This window comes from Subsaximicrobium wynnwilliamsii (assembly GCF_007997225.1).
Classification (GTDB): domain Bacteria; phylum Bacteroidota; class Bacteroidia; order Flavobacteriales; family Flavobacteriaceae; genus Psychroserpens; species Psychroserpens wynnwilliamsii.
Genome location: NZ_VORM01000032.1, coordinates 17529 through 37587, shown reverse-complemented (window position 1 = coordinate 37587; position 20059 = coordinate 17529). Strand labels below are relative to the sequence as shown.

Sequence of the window (20059 nt, the reverse complement as noted above, 5' to 3'; positions counted from 1 at the left end):
TTATAAGGATTGTATTAAATTTTTAATTATTGATTCATAGGAATAATCTTTTACAATTTCCCCGCTCTTAACTCCCATTTTTTTTGCAATGTTAGAGTTTTTAGTTAGATAATCAATATGTGAACTTAAACTATTTACGTCTCCCATTTTGTAAATGTATCCATTCTTCTCTTGACATAAATCTTCCGCACATCCCACTGTATCTGATAAAATAATAGGCAAATCAAAATTCATCGCCTCATTTACAACTAACCCCCAAGTTTCCAATTGACTTGGTAACACCATAAGATCGCCTGTAATGTAATACTCTAATAATTCTTCTTGATTTTGAAATCCAATCAAATTAAAAGTATGGTTAGGATAAGCCTCACAAGCTTGCCTTACTTTATCCTGCAATTTGCCATCACCTATTATGGTTAATTGTACTTTCTCAGGAATTTTCCCAACAGCTTCAATTAAATCAAAAATTCGCTTCTCTTGATGAAGTCTTCCGATAAATAAAACATTGAACGCACTTGATATTCCTAATTGACGGCGTATTTCTATTTTATTATTTCTATGTCGCTCATAATATTTTATAAATCGCTCATTGTCAATAGCATGTGGAAGATTAATTAATTTTGCATATTTTACTCCATACGATTCAAAAAACTCCTTATTTTTTTTACCTACATAACCTATTTTAGTAAATAAGGGAAACAGCAATTTCCCATATAAAAAATGTTTCATGATAAGCTTCAAATTCGACAGCTGTTTATCTCCATCTATAGAATTATCGCCTCTAGCATATACTTTTACTTTCAAAAATTTACAACAAAAAACAGCCCAAATCATGGTGAAATAGTTCCAGCCATTGATTACTAAAACATCAGGTCTATCACTTTTTAACTTAGCATAAATACCAAAATTCATCAATCCAAAAAAACCATTAAAAATACCTTTTTTTAAAGCGCTATTTTTTAAAATCTCATAGGTATGTCCATTAACTAAATCAACATCCCAATTTGGCAATTCACCAAACTCTGGATGAAAGCGTTTACCATCTTGAGACAATCCATAGTCAGAGCAATAATAGATCTTAAATTCCACCAATTCATTTTGCTCCAATTTATCGTACAGAGGCGAATGGTATTGGATGGGATGGGATTGTAAAAAGAGTATTTTATGCATTATTATTCTTCAAAACTTTATTAAATCCCTCAACTAAAACCTGTGCTGAAGCTTTTGCACTATACTTATTTAATGCTTCTAAATTTACTTGCCAATCAACATCTTTCAGGAAATAGTTCTCTAATATTGTCTCTAGTCGTACATCCAAATCTGTTTCAGAATCATTTTCGCTATAAGTCATCAAAAATTGATCGGCATTAGCTTCGTTTAGGATCCCAACAACAGTACTTTTTTCATGAAAAAAAGCAAATACAGGTCGTTTACTTAAAACAGATTGAAAAATTTTTGATGCAGTATAATGCGGCGAAGGACTTCCAATGGCCAAAACACCTTTTGCCTGACTTAAAAAATAGAGAATATTTAAAAATGGCAAACGCTCTTTCTTTTCAACGACTACGTCCTTAAGTCCATAACCATTAGCAATTTCTTGAATAGTAGTGCCTGGATACAAGCCTGTACCAATAAAATAAAGTTTTATCTTAGAATTCCACTTATCACGATCTCTAAATTTTTTTATAGCTGCAAAAAACTTATGGAAAAAGGATACCGAATTTGGCAAAAATGCGCCAGCATAAATATACGGTATGATCTCTCTTTCTCCGCTCCATGGAGTTTCAATATCTAGTTCAATTTCATGATCCTTAGGATCAAAACCGTAAGGCATTGCCACATCAATTTTTTCTCCATCGCGGTCATTTCGGTTCAGCACGTCTTGGTAATAAGCTTTGGCGACACCACTAATTAAACTTGCTTTCTTAACAGCTATAGGCTCTAAAAATTTCGCAATTGCTAACGCCAAACGCTGTCTTATCCCAGAACTTGGATAATTTTTCATATCCCTTACCCAAGGATCGATATAATCAATCCCATAAGGAATTTTGTATTTTGAATAAAGCAATCTCCCTAGTAAGGCCGGATAATAAGAAGGCACAGGAATCCAAATAAAATCGATTTCTTTTTCAGTAATAATCTTTTTTGCCCCTTGATAGAGTTGCCAGAACGAACGAATTCCAATATCACCTATCACCCTGAATTTGCTTAATGGCGCAGCATTAACGCGATGCACTTCAAAATGATCTCTAAATGTCTTTTTAAAATCAATATCTGGTGTTTCCTCAAAAAACGCTTCTTTAACCGTAAGAATTATAGGATGCCAACCAAATTCAGGCAAAAAATTACCTATCAATCGTGGCCTATGAACTCCTGCTAAATTTGCTGGGTGCCAATGAGGATATATGATTAAAACGTTTTTCATTTCATTGCCACTAATAAGCGTTCACTTTGTTTTTCCCAAGAAAAGTTTTTTGCGACTTCCCAACGATCTATTTTGTTTTTATGATCCAAAACCTGCTCATCAAATTGCATTAAAGTGGCTTTTAGTGACGTTTCTATTATGACACCAAATTGATTACCAATTTGCTCTAAAAAATGTTTTTGCCCAAAGGTATCGGTTGCAAAAATATAAAGTCCCGCTTGAGCGTAAGCCAAAAACTTATTGGTTAAACATATATTTCTATTCCCATCACCATCTTTATTTTCAAGTGCTAAACCAATATCCATCGTCGATAAGAACCGATGCAGTTTATCTTGATGCATGGGTTTATGGATTATCACATTTTCTGAAGGTTGCATGGCTTCTATAAAACCTTCATTAGCTTTGCCTATTAAATGCACATTAATGTGCTTATATTCCTTAGCTAACCTAAACACCTCTTCTAAACCTCTCTTGTGGCTGATATTTTGGGAGAACCAAACAAAGTTCAAACTTGTGTTTTTCTCAATTGGTTTCGAAAAGTCGGTAGCTCTAAACGCATTAATAATCACAGCGCGTTTGGTATGGGATTTTAACTTAAATACTGATTCGCTTTTTAGTTTTATGCCTTCCGAAGCATAGCTTATAGTATGCGCTCTATTGAAAGTCTCCTGCATAATTAATAATCTGTTTTGCAACTCGTACTTTTTGTTAAAATAAAGTTCTTCCCCAGGATGATAATCTTCAATATCCAATTGCAGTTTAGCATTCGACTTCTTTGCAAGTACCATGGCAGGATAAAACGCACCTAAATTGTGAGCAATAACTGTATGCAACTCTTCTGTTTTTATGCTGTATTTCAATGCTAAACGCAATTGAGGAGTTTTGTCATTGCTAGCAAAAGCAGCAATTTTTATATTAGATTTAAAAAATGGATTAAGAATAATGGCCACCTTATGGCACACTTTTGCAAATAGTGTCTGCAGTAAGCTTTTATGCCTATCAATGCTAATAAATTCTACGTCTGGATTGCGATTCTTAATAGCGTTGGAAGGTTCTAAGCTCCAATCTTCGTGCTCAAAACACACAACAGTGCATTTATAATGTTCTTTCAAAAATTCAAATTCCTTTACTAAACGAGGATTAGTAGCTAAACTTGAAGTGCTAAGAAATACAATGTGTGGCTTAAGTTGCAAGCTATTCTATTGAAGATGAAGTACTGTGTTTTAGAGGCAAGATCTCGTCACTATAACATTCAAACTCAAACGCCTCAAATATTTTGAGCGCACTTGCAATCTCCTCTTTAGGAACTTTAGTTTTCCACTTAGACAATTGATCTAATGGATTTTTTTTAGTGTGACCTTTTTGTGAGCTAAAACTTTGTTTTTTCACCAATCTCGTAAAAATAGATTCGTCAAGAGGTATTTCAAAAAAGTGTTCTAATTGTTCAAAAACATGCTCTGGTTGGGCGACGATATCCTCATAATAGACAACTATAGTATTAGACGCATCCATATTTTCCATAGCATAGGCAAACTGACTGACTGCTTGAAAAACGAGAAGTGTAAACGGGGAATTGATGAGTTCATATTTATCATCATACCCTTCAAAAAATTTTCCGCTGTGCTGGGAATCATGATATTTCCATGAGGCGTAATTTTCTTTATGCCAATTAAAATTATCGCCAAAATTGAGGGAGCTGGCCGCTATAGCAAATGGATGTCTTAAAAGTATAATGGCTTTAGCCTTATAGCGTTCTTGAAAGTATGGATACATAAAATTTGCGAAACAAAATTTGAAAACAGTATGATCACTATTTTCAAACTCTTTATGGTTTGTAAATCTTAAATATCGTATGTTCCTTACTTTTAAAGAAAATAAGCGATCAAAATAGGTGTTCAACTTACTAACATTTGCAATGTTTGTATGAGGAGACCAACCAAACCCTAACTTCTTATAAGCATTGATAGAAAACGGATTTATCGCATCAAATCGAACATCACTAAAAGGAAATAAAGGTTCCCAAACCAATCTAGCATTAAATAAACCAACTAGAGTTTCTGCTAAAAGCGTTGTACCTCCTCTCGAGATCCCATAAATTAAAATATTTTTGTTCTTTTCAATACGTTTAAACCGAATATGATTTAAAAATCTAAAAACCTCTATTACTTTGGTTTTATATTGCATCGTAATACTTTTTTAACTCTAATTGGATTCTAAAAAGCCAAATAATTTTAACTGGTTCGAATGCGAAATAAATTTTTAAGCTTTTCATTATTAACAAAAATTTTTACGGGAAAATTACAGTTTTAATTATAAACTGGAGCTCTGTTACCAATTAAATCCCACCAGAGGGTTTTATTCTCCGAGACTTCCCTCGAAACACAAAGAACAACTTTCAATGCAAACTTTTTGGACTCGCCCTGAGGTTATTGACTTTTAAAAAATTCTATAAATTTAAAGTTCTGAAATTACTTCGAGTATGCGTTCGGTAGCCTTACCGTCCCAATATTTCGGGATTTCTCCTTTTTTATAAGTGCCAGATATGATACGCTCTATTTGTTTGAGGATTTCATCTTGATCAAAATTAAGCAAGGTATTAGACCCTATTTCTAGTGTACTAGGTCTTTCGGTATTTGGTCTCAAGGTTAAGCAGGCCTTTTGTTTAAAGGTCGTTTCTTCTTGGATACCGCCACTATCGGTTAGTACCATTTTGCAATTATGGATCAAATTCTGAAAACTAAAATAATCCAATGGCTTTAAAATTTTCAAATTTTCAATCGCATCAAATTCATTCTTTAAACCAAATTTATCAATATTTTTCAATGTTCTTGGATGCATCGGAAAAACTAAATTTTGATTTTTTGGAATGCGATTAAAAAGGGTCACCAGATTTTCCAGCCCCTCTCTATTATCTACCGTTGCAGGACGGTGTATCGTCATTAAAATGAAATTATCTTTTTCCAAACCATTATCGGTCATGACTTGCTGTTCTCTTATAGGTTTCTCAAATGCTACGAGCGTATCAATCATGGTATTCCCTACAAAATGGATTTTCGCATCAGGTTTTCCTTCTTTTAAAAGGTTATCAATACCACTTTGCTCGGTCACAAAATAAAAATCTGAGATCTCATCCACTAAGATACGATTGACCTCCTCTGGCATTGAGCGATCAAAACTTCTCAATCCACTTTCTAAATGCCCTAAAGGTATCCCTAATTTATAGGCTGTCAATGCTGCTGCAAGTGTAGAGTTAACATCACCTGGCACCAAAATGATATCTGGTTGAAATTCTTTTGTAATCACTTTTTCCAAACGGATCATAATCTCACCCATTTGCGTATTTGGAGAGGCCTGGGATATATTCAAAAAATAGTCTGGCCAAATGTCTAATTGCTGAAAAAACACATCCGCCATCGATTTGTCGAAATGCTGTCCTGTATGCACAATTTTAATGTCAAATTGACCAGAAAACTGATGTTCTGCGACCTTTTTAAACTGGGTTACTTTTATATAATTGGGTCTTGTTCCAACAACGATAAGAATCTTTTTCATCTGTGTATTATTTTTATTCTAATGCTTTTATTTCGTTTGCCAATGCTTCCGTAAGCTTCTCGATTTGAAATGAGTCTATAAAGGTTTTATTTGGATGTAGTGTATGTTCCGAAGTGAAAACAGTATGAAGTTGTTCTTTGGCTAATGTTGTATTGTCAATAGCTATTAAATGTGCCATGCCTGATTGTTCAAGCATATCTTTTTGAGCGCCTTCTGCCACTAATGCCAATATAGGTTTTTGCATTCTGAAATACTCAAAGGTTTTGCCAGCAATACTATAATCTCTACCACCAATGACTTTTGCAGAGGTCGCTAATAAAAAGTCGCAGGAGTCTTGAAAAGCTAAGGATTCCGTTTGTGAGATCCAACCTAAATGTTCTACATTATTTTCGAGACCAAATTCTGAAACCATCTCGTCGAACCAATCAGGCCTGGTCCCTGCAAATTTGACCTTAATAATGTGCTTTAACTCTGGATATGTTAGGAAAAGAGCATCTAAATTTTTGAATAAAAAGTACGGACTGCGATATAACCAATCCTCCTTTCTTGGCACGTATTGTAATTTCCTATGTGCTTTCTTTTTCCACCAAGGTGTCATTATTAGATCTCTACTTTCTGGCGAATAATAAAAGCTACCGACGTAACCAATGACTATTTCTTCGGAAGGCTTAAAAGTAATATCTTTATAAACTATTGGCGTTTCAAACCCATTTGGGATATATTTAAATTTATGGGCAGCTATATTAGGGTGGAAATCAATGAGATCCTGCTGCGTCACTTTTGACGTCACAATAATTTTTTTTGCGTGTCTAAACACTTTATTTTCGGCCACTTTAGACGCTAAATACTTATAATATGTCCCATAAGGCGCCATGACCCAAAGTGTCCAATGGTCTCTCAAATCTACCACTAAAGGGATATTATGCTTTTTTGATGTCGCAACAGCCAATGGCAGAATACTAAATGGTGGTGCTGTAACCACTATTGCTTCCACGCTATTGGTCTCTAACCATTTATCTACAATGCTATGGTAATCCTCCTGCCAATAGGTATGCTCATTACCTTTGTATTTATTGAAGAAAATATCTATAAAATTAGAAACCTTATTGGCACGACGTTCAACCAGGTTTTTAGAGGGCACCTTTAAGATGGAAAAGTCTATCTTATAATCGTCTAAGAGGTTACTATCACTTTTTGCATGTGGGTAAACGTTGCTATAACTCTCAGGGTCTAAAGTCACGACAGTAGTATTAATGTCAAATTTGCTCAAGTGCTTAACAAAACGTGCTGGCCTTGCAGAACCTCCTACGTTTAAAGGTGGAAATTGATAGGCGATGTAAAGAATGTTGGTCAACTTATAATTGGATTTTTTTTAATGCCTCTAAGGTCAATTCGTTTTCAAATAAAAACTGATTTTTTCTTAGTGTTTGCTCATCCCAATGCCACCATTTCAGTTGTTTTAACTCTTTTATAAGGTCATCTTCAAACCGATATTTTATGATTTTTGCTGGCGACCCTACTACAATTGCATAATCTGGCACATCTTTATTGACAAAACTATTTGAGCCAATGACAGCGCCATCACCAATGCTTACATTTCCGTAAATCATGGCATTCGCCCCAATCCACACATCATTACCAATGGTCATGTCTCCGTTATTAATTATTTCAGAGGTGTTTTCTGTGTGAAAGAAATTTTTAAAAATTTGATAGCTTGTTATTTTATTGTAATTGTGACCGTCTAATTGTATGGAAACGTTTCTAGCAATAGAACAAAAATTACCAATTGCCACTTTTCCATCTCCAGCATAGATGCTCAAATTTGGTCCATTTAATGCTGTATGGTCACCAATATCGATTTGACCATAACATTCAGTTCGTAATATTTTTGAATTTTTTCCAATCGCTATTTTACCATTGAAGTGGTTTCCATAAACCGTTGCATTTTTTGGATATGTCACACAAGAATTCGTAGAAGTATAATTTTTAGTCAATAATAGACTGAAAATCCTATGGGCAACTTTATTTTTAATAGAATTCATTCTATGGTTTTCATTTTTTTTGCAGGTACACCAGCATAAACAGAATTATCTTCTAAATCTTTGGTTACTACTGAACCTGCTGCAACTACCACATGGCTGCCGATTGTGACACCAGGTAATATGGTGACATTAGATCCAATCCAACTGTTCTTACCAATGAAGATTTTTGCCGTGTAGGTTTTACCTGCCCAGGCAGCCTTACTAAAATCTTCATATTTATGATCATGACTATAAAATGTACAATTTGGACCAATCGCAACATTTTCCATGATTGTTATATCGTCGGAAACATCAATGATACAATTATCACCAATATGAGAATTATCGTGCATAATAAACTTACCTGCTAAGCCAGGTTCTCTTGAAGAAATAGAGCAAAGCGAGTGAATACTTGTGTGGTTATGAAATTCCCAATCATCTTGTACATACAAGCGTACTCCATGTCCTAAATGAAATTTGTGACCAATCTTAAAATTTTTGTCTGCACCCACGCGAATTAAAGCATCTTTTTCCAACTTACATTCGTTTCCAATTACTAAAGAGCCGTTATCTCCTACCCCCAAATTCACGCCCTTCTGTACTTGTGCGTATTCTCCAAAAGCAATCTTACCTCTGCCTTCAACTATAATTGGGAATGATAGGTTAGAATTTCTATCAAATTTGACATTCATTAAACGGTAAAGCCAATACAAATTCCTGATGAAAGAATTAACCCAGTATTTTATATATGATAATATGATAGTCATTTTATAAATTTAAGATTTATCGCTTTATATAAACTAATTCCTGAAGCTCTTGATAATTCCATAGCTTTTCCTTTACCATGATGCTTAAATGCTGATAGAATAGCGTTAGCCTGCTGGATTTTATTGTTTTTTAGGGCCTGAACTTTTTCCCTATCTTCCAATGGACAGCTAGGTGATTTGAGAAGGTCTTCTGCCAACAAAATATATTTAAAAGGATGCATTGGATCTGTTCTATGGTCTGCCATTTCCTGTTCATCATGTTCGCGATACCAAGCAATGCCATGCGGCATCAAAACGACCGAATGTGTTTGGGATAATAGGTTCCACATTTCAAAATCGCCTAACATTCGTTTTCCAGTAAAGCCACCACGCTCGTTAAAAATCTGTCTGTTGATAATTGCAGACAAAGGTGCCTTATGAAATAAAGCTTGCTCAAAATAATGTCTTTGATACGCTTCTTTCGGATTAAGTTGAAATGGAAATTTTCTGAATTTATCCTGTGGCAAAGAGCACAAGCCATATCCAGATTCTGGAAACTGTTCCATATAATAAACCAACAATTCCAGTCCGTGCGGATAGATCATATCATCAGCATCCACATATTTCAAATATTTACCTTTGGCGTATGATGCGGCTTGATTACGGTTTGGATAATCACCTAAATTCTTATCGTTGACATATACATTGATTCGCTTGTCTTTTTCGGCATAGCTTTTGGCAATCGCAACCGACCCATCTATGGAGCTATCGTCCACAATAATTAATTCCCAGTGGTCGTAAGTGGAAGCTATGATGCTATCTATTGCTTCGCCAATATACTTTTCGCGGTTATAAACGGTCATTAAGACTGAAACCAAAGGTTGCTTCAATTTGCTATTCATGCTTTTTTGTGTGTTGCTGCCCAATTGGTATCTTTATAGCTAATTCTTTTTCTAGGACTTCGACCGTATTGTTATTAATAGCATTAATTAAAAAATGAGTCGCTTTTCTATGATTACGTATAATATTAAAATTATGCAGAATCCATTTTGGTGCACACTTCCATTTAAAATTTCTAAACACCACTAATGCATAAGATTTAAAACTATAGGTTCTCGTATCTAAATAATTAAAACACTTAAATATAAAAAATTTTGCAATTAGAGTACGTTTATAAGTGTATTCTGGAAATTGAAAATGATAATGATATACTCTAGCAGATGCGTCATAGACCAAGGCATTGCCTTTCTCTAATGCCATTTTTGCCCATAGCATGTCTTCGCCAAATACTAAAGGCTGAAAAGGCAAATCTAATAAGGCTTGTTTTCTATACATGGCATTGACATCATCCCAACCACAAGCTGCGCGTTGCTCTTTTGGAGACAAATTTAAAAACTCCTGCTTTGACTTGAAATGAATTTTTTTTGCTTTTGCTTCAGATTGGGGTCTAAACCATTCATGTGGATTTTTATTTGCATGATGTGGCACAGCCTGTTGACCACAAACTGCTGCGATTGTCTCATCTTTGAAATGGGAAAGCATTTTTTCTAACCAAAGCTCATCTGTTGGTAGCGCATCCTGAACTGTCATTACTACAAACTCTCCATTTGCATGAGATACACCAAGGTTTCGAGTAGCACCATGATTAAAGGTTGTTGGATCTATCGAAATTAATTTTACAAAATTAAATTGGGATAAAAAATCAATAGAATTGTCTGTACTACCTGAATCGATGACCACAACTTCACAGTCTTCAAAACATGTTTGATTTTGAATACCTTCCATTAATTTAGGTAAGGTATCCATGCCATTTTTGACGGGTACAACTATAGATACTTTAGGCGAGTATTCCATTAATGATATTTTTTACACGATAGTTCCATGTGGATGCCTCTAAAAATTGTTCCACCTTATTTAAATTCATCTGTTTTGGGTTGGCTAATAAACTTTCAAATTCCTCATAGGTATTAGCAATATTTAAAAGATCATTGAAGTCCTCTTTTAAATTAGAGTGATAATTATTAACTACTACAGGGATGCCTTGTGCCAGATAATCATATAGCTTCATGCTATTAACATCAACCGACGGATCTTTTTGATACAAGCCAAAACAGACATCACTTTGTTTTAAAATTTCATCTACTTGCTTTGGGTTCAAAAAACCACATAAATTGACATTAGAAAATTCTTCTAATTGCGTAGTAATATCGGTTTGATAATTAGCCCCGATAAAATTGAAAGACCATTCAGGACGCTCATGAAGTATTTTGAACAACCAATCTAACTTGAGCCATTTTGAAAGTGTTCCACAATAAGTAACAACGTAATTCTTGTTTTCTTTTAGATTTGGTGTTAAATTGACTCGCTCCTCAAACAGCCCATTCATTAATATTTTAGTATTAGAGAGTCCATACTGTTGATACCAGTTTATCATGGAACGCGAACTACTTAAAATATACTTCGCTTTTTTTCCTGCTCTCAAGAGAAGCAATCTACGTTCTTCCTTTTTTTCGTTACCAATATTGGGTTCATCGATTATATTATGATCTGTATCAAAAATCAATTCCATATCAATTCCCATAAACTCAAAATCTTCAAAACCTTTGGGCCAGTAGCACCAGGCCAATTTTTTCCCCACAGTAGATGCTTCAAATACTTTAGGATGCATCATTTTTAGTAACATCCTATTGATTGGTCTAGTGATATGGTTTAAAAAGCCACGTTCAGGAAAAATAGGTGCAACGTAAACATTTATAATTTTAGTAGTTGCGAGTTTCTGTTTTTTGCGATTTTTAAAAACCGTGCTACGTGTGCTTCTTATGACATTGTAGACTGTTGAAATGGATTCCTGATTGGACAGTGCAAATAATAGAGCCATATTCCGTCTATTCAAAGCAGCAGCACTTTGCTCATGCCATGCCGTATCAGCACCAAAATAATAGAGAATCATTTCAGGAAACTTTTGAGCTTGACGCCTATATTAATGACATCATCCCCAAGCATAGGAAACAAAATAGCTCTCCATGTTTTGGATAATTTCCATCCATCCTTTAAAGATATTTTTATAATTTTGAATACGTTTTGATAATCTTTTGCATTGAGCATGACTTTATATTGAAAGTTCAATAAATCCTTCCGAAAATTGGTGCCTTTTTTACTATTACTTAAAGGTTTACTTTTAAATTCCAAAACTTCCTCCGTTGGTTGGGGCATGGGCTCACCTCGGAGCAAAACATCTGTACCCTTTTGGGTGCGCTCATCTGCAAATTGGAAAGCTAAATCCCTATAAAAGGTATTGGTTTTTTTATAGATTTGAGTTGCAGAGGTCGAATTAAGCCTTACAAAATAAGAACAATAATGCAGTACCGCAGCATCAAAGTGTTCTATGACGCGTAACCACAAGTCAGTATCTTCAGAAGTTTTAAATTCTGTTCTATAGACACCAATGGTATCAAATACTTTTTTCTTTATCAAGACCGTTGCATGGGTTATTGGAGAGAAGGGATTAAACTGAGAGCGTTCAACTTTCATAAAAGTCTGCCCGTTAAAAAAAGCATCCTTCGGTTGTTTGTAATCATAAGCAATTCTACCGCGATCACTCATAAAGGCAATTTGAGTGGACACTAAAGCAAAATTAGCATGTGTTTTCAAAAAATCTAATTGCGTTTGCAGTTGTTCCGGCAAACAAATATCATCAGCATCATGTCTCCAAATAAATTCTCCTGTTGCCAATTTTAATCCATTATTTAAAGATTTCGCAACGCCTTGATTTGTTTGTTTATGACATTTAATACGAGAATCAGTGTAAGAATCGATTATGTTCTGGGTATCGTCGGTACTCCCATCATTAATGATTAGAAATTCAAAATCTCTAAAGGTTTGCGCCAATACTGAATCGATGGCTGCTCGTAAGTATTTATCGCCATTGTAGACTGGCATTAAAACTGTAACTTTTGGTTTAACTTCCCTCATACTCCTTATTTGAATGTATAACCAAATTCTTCTATATCGCGTTCATAAACATCAGCTACAATTTGTATCATAACATCTGTATAATGTTTATGATAACTTGCTTTATTATTAGTAAGATTTCGTTTTTCGAGCGATGTATCAATCTTCAAGTATCTTGCAATCACTTCAAAAGAATCTTCAATAGCTTCAAAACGACCGATATAATCCATATAAACCTTACCATCACTATCTGTCAAAAATTCAAATTGTGGCATAAAGTGGATTTTGGAATACACATTTTCTTTGTTGACCCAAGTCATCACAAAATCTTCAAACGAATTGAGTTGTGATAGGTTCTCCTCTGCCCATTGTTTGTCAATGTGATCAAATCCGCCTTTTTTCAAAAATGTATAGGCAGAATACAAACGATCCCAAGGATTTCTGACGACCGTGAATTTATAGTAGGAATCAAACGTCCATTTAGGATATTTGTCTTCATAAAACTTCAAATCGCGATGACCACCACCATAATTACCAAACAACGACATATTAAATGAAATACCAGCCGCCTTTGGAATATGGATAAAGATGCATTTGTAATAGTCAAATTCATTAAACGAATAATATTCACCGGGATTTGACTGCTCCCTTGTAACATATAGGTTTTTACAAAAACGTCTTCGGTTATATTCCAGCAAACGTTCTTTGAAAGGCGAAGGCATTATTTTTTTTAGAATATTTTTCATTTATAATGCTTCAAATGTGTTTTTAACCAACACCCCTTCTTTCAAAACTTGTTCCTTTCCAGTATTAAAAAAATCGCCTCCTGCAACTGTAAGTTCCATTGCCGCTTCAATATCGTCTTCAACTCCTTCTAAAGAGTAACATGTAAGCTGAACCGAATAAATCCCTTTAGGTAATGGGAACTCAGGTATTATACATCTAATTATTTGATTTCCAGAATCAATCAAATTCATTTTACTTTTCATTGAAAATTGATTATTACACAGAAAACGGATAACCCCCTTAGTATCTATGAACATGATTCTAAAAATAGGTTGTTCGAGCTTTCTATTAATTTTTACAGTTACATCAACATACAATGGTTTACCTGAAAACGCTTCAGCGATTGCTTCACCCTTGCCATCCATTATGGTTATATCTTGAAACTGAACTCCCTTTTTCCCTGCCCTGTCTTCTCTATCAACTAGGGCAATGGAACTCTTCTTTAAGTTAGCATTCATGTAAAAGTCTATTCCGCTAGCAACATCACCACGAAATACGGTTGTTCCGTTTTCTAGCACCATTACTCTATTACATAGGTTTTGAATACTTGCCATATTATGACTGACAAATAATACCGTACGCCCTTGTCCTTCGCTTACTTGTTTCATTTTTCCAATGGCCTTCTTCTGAAACTCTGCATCTCCAACTGCGAGCACTTCGTCAACCACCAAAATATCCGGTTCTAAGTGTGCAGCAACCGCAAAGGCTAACCGCACATACATTCCTGACGAATAGCGTTTTACAGGAGTTTCAATATATTTAGCACAGCCTGCAAAATCCACGATCTCATCAAATTTATTGGCAATTTCCTTTTTGGTCATCCCCAAGATGGCGCCATTGAGATAGATGTTTTCTCTACCTGTAAGTTCTGGATGAAAGCCTGTGCCCACTTCCAATAAAGAGGCAATACGACCATGACAAGTAATCATACCAGTGGTAGGTGCCGTAACACGGCTTAATAATTTAAGCAAAGTCGATTTACCGGCGCCATTTTTACCAATGATTCCTAAAATCTCGCCTGCTTGTACCTCAAAATTGACATCCTTTAAAGCCCAGACATAATCAGAACCGCCTGTAGAAGTACGATCATTAACATCTCCAATCTTCAAATAGGGATCTTCTTTACCTCGCACCTTCTGCCACCATCGGTTAATGTCGTGTGACAAGGTCCCAGTGCCAACTGAACCCAGTCGGTACTGCTTGCCTAAGTTTTCTACTTTTATTATTGCGTCTTTGCTCATATTTATACAGTGTCCATAAAGGTTTTTTCAACCTTATTAAAGCTTAAGGTGCCTACAATTAATAAAACAATCATAACAACGAAACTATAGCCCAAATTAAACCAACTAAATTCGCCACTTCCTGTAAATGCATATCTAAAAGTCTCGATGATAGAAGTCATAGGATTGGCCAAAACGGCAAAGCGCAATTTTTCATTGTCAATTTCACTTAATGGATATATGATTGGTGTAGCATACATCGCCAATTGGACTGCAAAACCAATTAAAAATCGAAAATCCCTATATTTGGTAGTCAAAGCAGTAATTAGTAACCCTAAGCCTAAAGCCAAGCCTGCAGTAATGACGATGAGTACAGGCAGTAGCAGCAGCATTAGATTTGGTTCTAATGTCGCATCTGTAAACCATAGATAATAAAAATAAACCAGCAAGAACAAAAAGAACTGGACTGCAAATGTGAGCAGCTTAGAAACCACAATGGACAGCGGTGTAATGACTCTAGGGAAATAAACTTTCCCGAAGATACCGGCGTTAGTGACAAAAGTTTCTGAAGTGGTTTTGAGGGCTTCTGCAAAATAATTCCAACTCACAATGCCTGCCAAATAAAAGACTGCTTGTGGCAATCCGTCGGTACTCATTTTGGCAATACCTCCAAATACCACCATAAACATAATGGTCGTTAAAATAGGCTGAATAAAAAACCACAGCGGACCAAAAATAGTTTGTTTGTAAACTGATACAAAATCACGACGCACAAATAGTAATAGCAAATCCCGATAACGCCAAAGTTCTTTAAGGTCGAAGTCCAAGAGCTTTGTTTTGGGTTCGATCACGAGTGTGTACTCATGAGTTTTATCTATAGTATTCATATTAATTAATGACTGGTTTTTCTTGATTTGTAATGCTAGAACTCGTATTACGCAATTTGTTTCAATTAGTCTTTGTTATAGTAAGAATTATACCAATCAACAAATGAAGCGATTCCCTCCTTGATAGAGGTCTTAGGTTGGTATTTGTAGTCTGCTTTTAAGGCATCGATGTTGGCAAACGTTTGATTGACGTCCCCTGCTTGCATCGGCATCATTGCTTTATTTGCCTTTTTATTAAGTTCATTCTCAATTGCTGCGACATAATCTAACAGCTTTACAGGTTGGCTATTCCCAATATTATAGAGTTTGGACATTGGTTTCGTTTGATCTTTACCTGAATTTAACAGCGTTGCTAACACCCCAGCGATGATATCATCAATAAACGTAAAATCCCGAGATAGCTCACCATTATTAAACACCTTAATCGGCTTATCATGCATAATAGCATCGGTAAACAAAAACATGGCCATGTCTGGTCTTCCCCAAGGGCCATACACGGTAAAAAAACGAAGGCCAATGGTTTCAAAACCATATAAATGACTATAGGTATGCGCCATCAATTCGTTCGATTTTTTGGTAGCTGCGTACAGACTTATAGGATGATCTACATTTGCAGTTTCCTTAAATGGCACCTCTTCACTATTTCCATAGACGCTAGAGCTACTGGCATACACCAACTTTTTAATTTTAAAGTTTCGACAGCATTCCAAAACATTCAGAAAGCCTACAATATTACTATCAATATAGGCTTCTGGGTTTTCCAGTGAATATCTTACCCCTGCTTGCGCTGCAAGATTACAAACTTGTGATATTTTGAAATCCTTGAAAATCTTCGGGAGTTCCATTCGATCTTCGAGATTCATCCTTACGAAGGTCATCTGAGTACCATAAATAGTGCTGGTTGTATATTCTGAAAAATTTTCAGCTTTCAGTCTATCAATTCCTAATTCCTCTAAACGGCTATATTTCAGATTGATGTCGTAATAATCATTGATGTTGTCAAGACCCAAAACATTATGACCTCGCTCTAAAAGTGCTTTACATAAATGAAAGCCAATAAAACCAGCCGCTCCTGTAACCAATATCGTTTTTGGAAGGTCTTTATTTACCGATGACATACACTTGAAATCCTATGGTTTCCAGTTTCTCTTTATCCAATATCCCGCGACCGTCAAAGACGAAAGCCGGTTTTTGCATCTCCTCATAGATCCTTTGCCAATCGTAGGTTTTAAACTCGTCCCACTCGGTCAACACCGCAATGGCATGAGAATCTTTACAGGCTTGATGCGGATTTGAAACCGTTGTTAGATACTGGTTGTTATCTTCTTCAGAGCGGGTGTTCAGGTAATTGAGGTCGCTTTGCATTTGATGGGCGTTTACTTTTGGATCATACACCACAATATTAGCCTGCTCTTCCAAAAGCTGATCTGCCACATAAATGGCTGCCGACTCCCGGGTATCATTAGTATCCTTTTTAAATGCCCAACCTAAAAACGCTATTTTTTTACCTGAAATGGTATTGTAAAGTGTTTGAATGATTTTGGCAGCAAAACGGCGTTTTTGATAGTCGTTCATAATAATGACTTGCTCCCAATAATCGGCCACCTCGTTTAGTCCATAAGATTTTGCGATATACACCAGGTTCAAAATGTCCTTCTGAAAACAAGAGCCTCCAAAACCTACGGATGCTTTTAAAAATTTAGGTCCGATTCTGCTGTCCTTACCTATGGCAATTGCCACTTCGTTGACATCGGCACCGGTCACTTCGCATAATTCTGAAAGCGCATTGATTGAAGACACACGTTGTGCTAAAAATGCATTCGCCGTTAGTTTTGATAATTCCGAAGACCAGAGGTTGGTAGTTAGAATGTTTTCATTAGGCACCCAAGTGGCATAGATGTCTACCAAAGCTTGAATGGCATTAAGTCCGTCTTCGGTTTGCTCGCCACCAATAAGCACACGGTCTGGTGCCATGAGATCTTGAACCGCGGTGCCTTCTGCTAAAAACTCTGGATTGGAAAGGATCTGAAATTTGACCCCGTTGCCTGTATTATGCAGAATACTTTTAATAGCCTGAGCCGTTCTAACCGGTAAGGTTGATTTCTCAACGATGATCTTATCTGTTTTAGCCACGCGTGCAATTTGTCGTGCACAGAGCTCAATGTATTTTAAGTCGGCCGCCATGCCTTTACCTTTCCCGTAAGTTTTAGTCGGCGTATTTACTGAAATAAAAACCATATCTGCCGCTTCAATGGCCTCATCTACTGCGGTACTGAAAAACAGGTTTCTATTTCTGGCTTCTGCCACTACTTTGTCTAAACCCGGTTCGTAAATTGGGAGCTTATCCAAATCGGCGTCGTTCCAGGCCGCAATGCGGGCTTCATTGATATCCACCACAGTCACTTTAATATCTGGGTTTTTCTGTGCAATAACCGCCATGGTTGGGCCACCTACGTAGCCGGCACCGATGCAGCAAATGTTTTTGATGTTATGCATTATGATAGGTATTGTAATTTTTTATGGACTGGCTCCAACTTACATCAATTTTCATTAGGCTCACTTAGTTTATAGTGGCTGAGATAAGCTCTTCTATACATCATGTTTACCTGTAAGATGTCAAACCAAATGCTCGAAATTAAGCCGTAATTAGCTCTCACTTTAACACAGCTTCGCTAACATCAATCCCACTAAATTTAATTAATGTGTTGACAACAAGCTGTTTGTAATAATTTGGTAGACACTAAACAGTACCTCTCAAAAGCTTGCAAAACTACAAGAATTTTGATAACAGCTTAGCTTTATTCAATATTATTGTATCAAATATCCAAAGTGACCACATAGCCCAAACTCTCCAGCACCACCCAACAGCGGTTTCCGGAAACGTATTTGACCTTGCCTTTCTCTTTTTTAACCGAGCCCAAACCTTCAATCTCAATCATATCGCCCACCTTAATGGTATCTACTTCGACAATGTTCAATCCGGAGTCCATGGCTTTTTTGAGCACATCAATCTCCTCTTCCCTTACCACAGCGGGTTCGCCCAACCAAAACAGATACCTTACCACCCCCGTGACCTCAAAGACCCGATTGCGGTCTTTATCGGCCAACTTTACCAAAACCATAGAAGGCAATACCGGCACTTCCACCTTTTTCTTGCGGTCGCTCCATTGGCGCATTTCGGTTTTAATGGGGCAATAGACGTCTATCCCGATAGCGGATAAGCGATCGGCAACTTTCCGTTCGGATCTTGGTTTGGTAATGATGACGTACCAGTTTAGTTGTTGCATGAATTATGGAGTAGTTTGTTGGGTTTAAGCTTTGAGTTTTGAGCTGTGAGTTGTTGGCTGTTGTCTGTTGTCTGTTTTCTGTTGTCTGTTCTCTGTTCTCTGTTTTCTGTTTTCTGTTTTCTGGCCCCTAAATCCCCAAAGGGGACCTGATTTCGTTTTTGCCTTTTGATTATTGCTTAAATTTAAACTTCGTCATTCGGTATTCAAAATTCGATATTCGATATTTCTTTTTTTTACTTCAATTTCAGTTACAATTTCCAATGCTGAGACTGTGACTGAGACTGATTTCGCTGTTGGCTCTTGGCTCTTGGCTGTTGGCTGTTGCCTGTTGCCTGCTGATTATTGCTTAAATTTAAACTTCGTGATTCGGTATTCAAAATTCGATATTCGATATTTCTTTTTTGCCTGTTGTCTGGCCCCTAGATCTCCATGGGGAACTTTTGATTCAGGTGTAAATTAAATTGATCTTTAAAACCATACTTCGATATGCCCGCAAATCCCCAAAGGGGACCTGATTTCGTTGTTGCCTTTTGATTATTGCTTGAATTTAAACTTCGTTATTCGGTGTTCAAAATTCGATATTCGATATTTCTTTTTTGCTTTTATTTCAGTTATAATTTCTAATGCTGTGACTGAGACTGAGACTGAGACTGAGACTGATTTTGCTGGCCCCTAAATCCCCAAAGGGGACCTAATTTCGTTTTGCCTTTTGATTATTGCTTAAATTTAAACTTCGTTATTCGGTGTTCAAAATTCGCTATTCGATATTTATTTTTTTTACTTCAATTTCAGTTACAATTTCCAATGCTGAGACTGTGACTGAGACTGATTTCGCTGTTGGCAGTTGTCTGTTCTCTTTTCTCTGTTCTCTGTTCTCTGTTGTCTGTTCTCTGTTGTCTGGCCCCTAAATCCCCAAAGGGGACCTAATTTCGTTTTGCCTTTTGATTATTGCTTAAATTTAAACTTCGTTATTCGGTGTTCAAAATTCGTTATTCGATATTTCTTTTTTGTTGCCTGTTCATTGGCCCCTAAATCCCCCAAGGGGACTTTTGTTTTTAAATGCAATTAAAAGTATTGCAACCATTTACCTTTTTGGTACAATCAAATGCCTTTAAAAAGAGGGACTTTTGATTCAAGTGTAAATTAAATTGATCTTTAAAACCATACTTCGATATGCCCGCAAA

Annotated in this window: 18 protein-coding genes; all 18 read right to left on the bottom strand. The window is 36.1% G+C overall.

Annotated features, from left to right (window positions below; genetic code table 11):
- Positions 1–1170, bottom strand: a complete 1170-nt coding sequence (locus ESY88_RS18570; RefSeq protein WP_147086419.1) for a glycosyltransferase family 4 protein — start codon at positions 1168–1170, stop codon at positions 1–3.
- A complete protein-coding gene (locus ESY88_RS18565) occupies positions 1163–2425 on the bottom strand; it encodes a glycosyltransferase family protein (RefSeq protein WP_147086418.1) in 1263 nt (420 codons plus the stop codon). The genes ESY88_RS18570 and ESY88_RS18565 overlap by 8 nt, the downstream gene beginning before the upstream one ends.
- Positions 2422–3537 (bottom strand): glycosyltransferase family protein, encoded by a 1116-nt coding sequence (locus ESY88_RS18560; protein ID WP_147086417.1) that lies wholly within the window; start codon positions 3535–3537, stop codon positions 2422–2424. Before ESY88_RS18560 ends, ESY88_RS18565 begins: the two co-directional genes overlap by 4 nt.
- Positions 3538–3619: 82 nt before the next feature.
- Positions 3620–4609: a sulfotransferase domain-containing protein gene (locus ESY88_RS18555; RefSeq protein WP_147086416.1), complete on the bottom strand. Its 990-nt coding sequence runs from the start codon at positions 4607–4609 to the stop codon at positions 3620–3622.
- A 270-nt stretch (positions 4610–4879) separates the two neighbouring features.
- A complete protein-coding gene (gene wecB / locus ESY88_RS18550; protein WP_147086415.1) occupies positions 4880–5977 on the bottom strand; it encodes a non-hydrolyzing UDP-N-acetylglucosamine 2-epimerase in 1098 nt (365 codons plus the stop codon).
- Positions 5978–5990: 13 nt separating this feature from the next.
- Positions 5991–7331, bottom strand: coding sequence for a glycosyltransferase (locus ESY88_RS18545; RefSeq protein WP_147086414.1), 1341 nt, complete (start codon positions 7329–7331; stop codon positions 5991–5993).
- Position 7332: 1 nt separating this feature from the next.
- Positions 7333–8019: a CatB-related O-acetyltransferase gene (locus tag ESY88_RS21925; RefSeq protein ID WP_147086413.1), complete on the bottom strand. Its 687-nt coding sequence runs from the start codon at positions 8017–8019 to the stop codon at positions 7333–7335.
- Positions 8016–8765, bottom strand: coding sequence for an acyltransferase (locus ESY88_RS18535; RefSeq protein ID WP_147086412.1), 750 nt, complete (start codon positions 8763–8765; stop codon positions 8016–8018). The genes ESY88_RS21925 and ESY88_RS18535 overlap by 4 nt, the downstream gene beginning before the upstream one ends.
- Positions 8762–9646 carry a glycosyltransferase family 2 protein gene (locus ESY88_RS18530; protein WP_147086411.1) on the bottom strand — a complete coding sequence of 295 codons (885 nt, stop codon included), beginning with the start codon at positions 9644–9646 and terminating at the stop codon, positions 8762–8764. Before ESY88_RS18530 ends, ESY88_RS18535 begins: the two co-directional genes overlap by 4 nt.
- Positions 9639–10598 carry a glycosyltransferase family 2 protein gene (locus tag ESY88_RS18525; RefSeq protein ID WP_147086410.1) on the bottom strand — a complete coding sequence of 320 codons (960 nt, stop codon included), beginning with the start codon at positions 10596–10598 and terminating at the stop codon, positions 9639–9641. The genes ESY88_RS18530 and ESY88_RS18525 overlap by 8 nt, the downstream gene beginning before the upstream one ends.
- Positions 10582–11694, bottom strand: a complete 1113-nt coding sequence (locus ESY88_RS18520; protein ID WP_147086409.1) for a glycosyltransferase family protein — start codon at positions 11692–11694, stop codon at positions 10582–10584. The genes ESY88_RS18525 and ESY88_RS18520 overlap by 17 nt, the downstream gene beginning before the upstream one ends.
- Entirely contained in the window at positions 11691–12716 is a 1026-nt protein-coding gene (locus ESY88_RS18515; protein WP_147086408.1) for a glycosyltransferase family 2 protein, read from the bottom strand. Before ESY88_RS18515 ends, ESY88_RS18520 begins: the two co-directional genes overlap by 4 nt.
- Positions 12717–12721: 5 nt before the next feature.
- Positions 12722–13441 (bottom strand): sulfotransferase family 2 domain-containing protein, encoded by a 720-nt coding sequence (locus ESY88_RS18510; protein ID WP_147086407.1) that lies wholly within the window; start codon positions 13439–13441, stop codon positions 12722–12724.
- Positions 13442–14722 (bottom strand): ABC transporter ATP-binding protein, encoded by a 1281-nt coding sequence (locus tag ESY88_RS18505; RefSeq protein WP_147089888.1) that lies wholly within the window; start codon positions 14720–14722, stop codon positions 13442–13444.
- Between the two features lie 2 nt (positions 14723–14724).
- A complete protein-coding gene (locus tag ESY88_RS18500; RefSeq protein WP_147086405.1) occupies positions 14725–15588 on the bottom strand; it encodes an ABC transporter permease in 864 nt (287 codons plus the stop codon).
- Positions 15589–15653: 65 nt separating this feature from the next.
- The gene (locus ESY88_RS18495; protein WP_147086404.1) at positions 15654–16706 is read right to left on the bottom strand and encodes an NAD-dependent epimerase/dehydratase family protein; all 1053 of its coding nucleotides are present in this window, start codon (positions 16704–16706) and stop codon (positions 15654–15656) included.
- Positions 16690–18084: a UDP-glucose 6-dehydrogenase gene (locus tag ESY88_RS18490; RefSeq protein WP_147086403.1), complete on the bottom strand. Its 1395-nt coding sequence runs from the start codon at positions 18082–18084 to the stop codon at positions 16690–16692. Before ESY88_RS18490 ends, ESY88_RS18495 begins: the two co-directional genes overlap by 17 nt.
- Before the next feature lie 320 nt (positions 18085–18404).
- Positions 18405–18875: a UpxY family transcription antiterminator gene (locus tag ESY88_RS18485; RefSeq protein WP_147086402.1), complete on the bottom strand. Its 471-nt coding sequence runs from the start codon at positions 18873–18875 to the stop codon at positions 18405–18407.
- Positions 18876–20059 lie beyond the last annotated feature (1184 nt).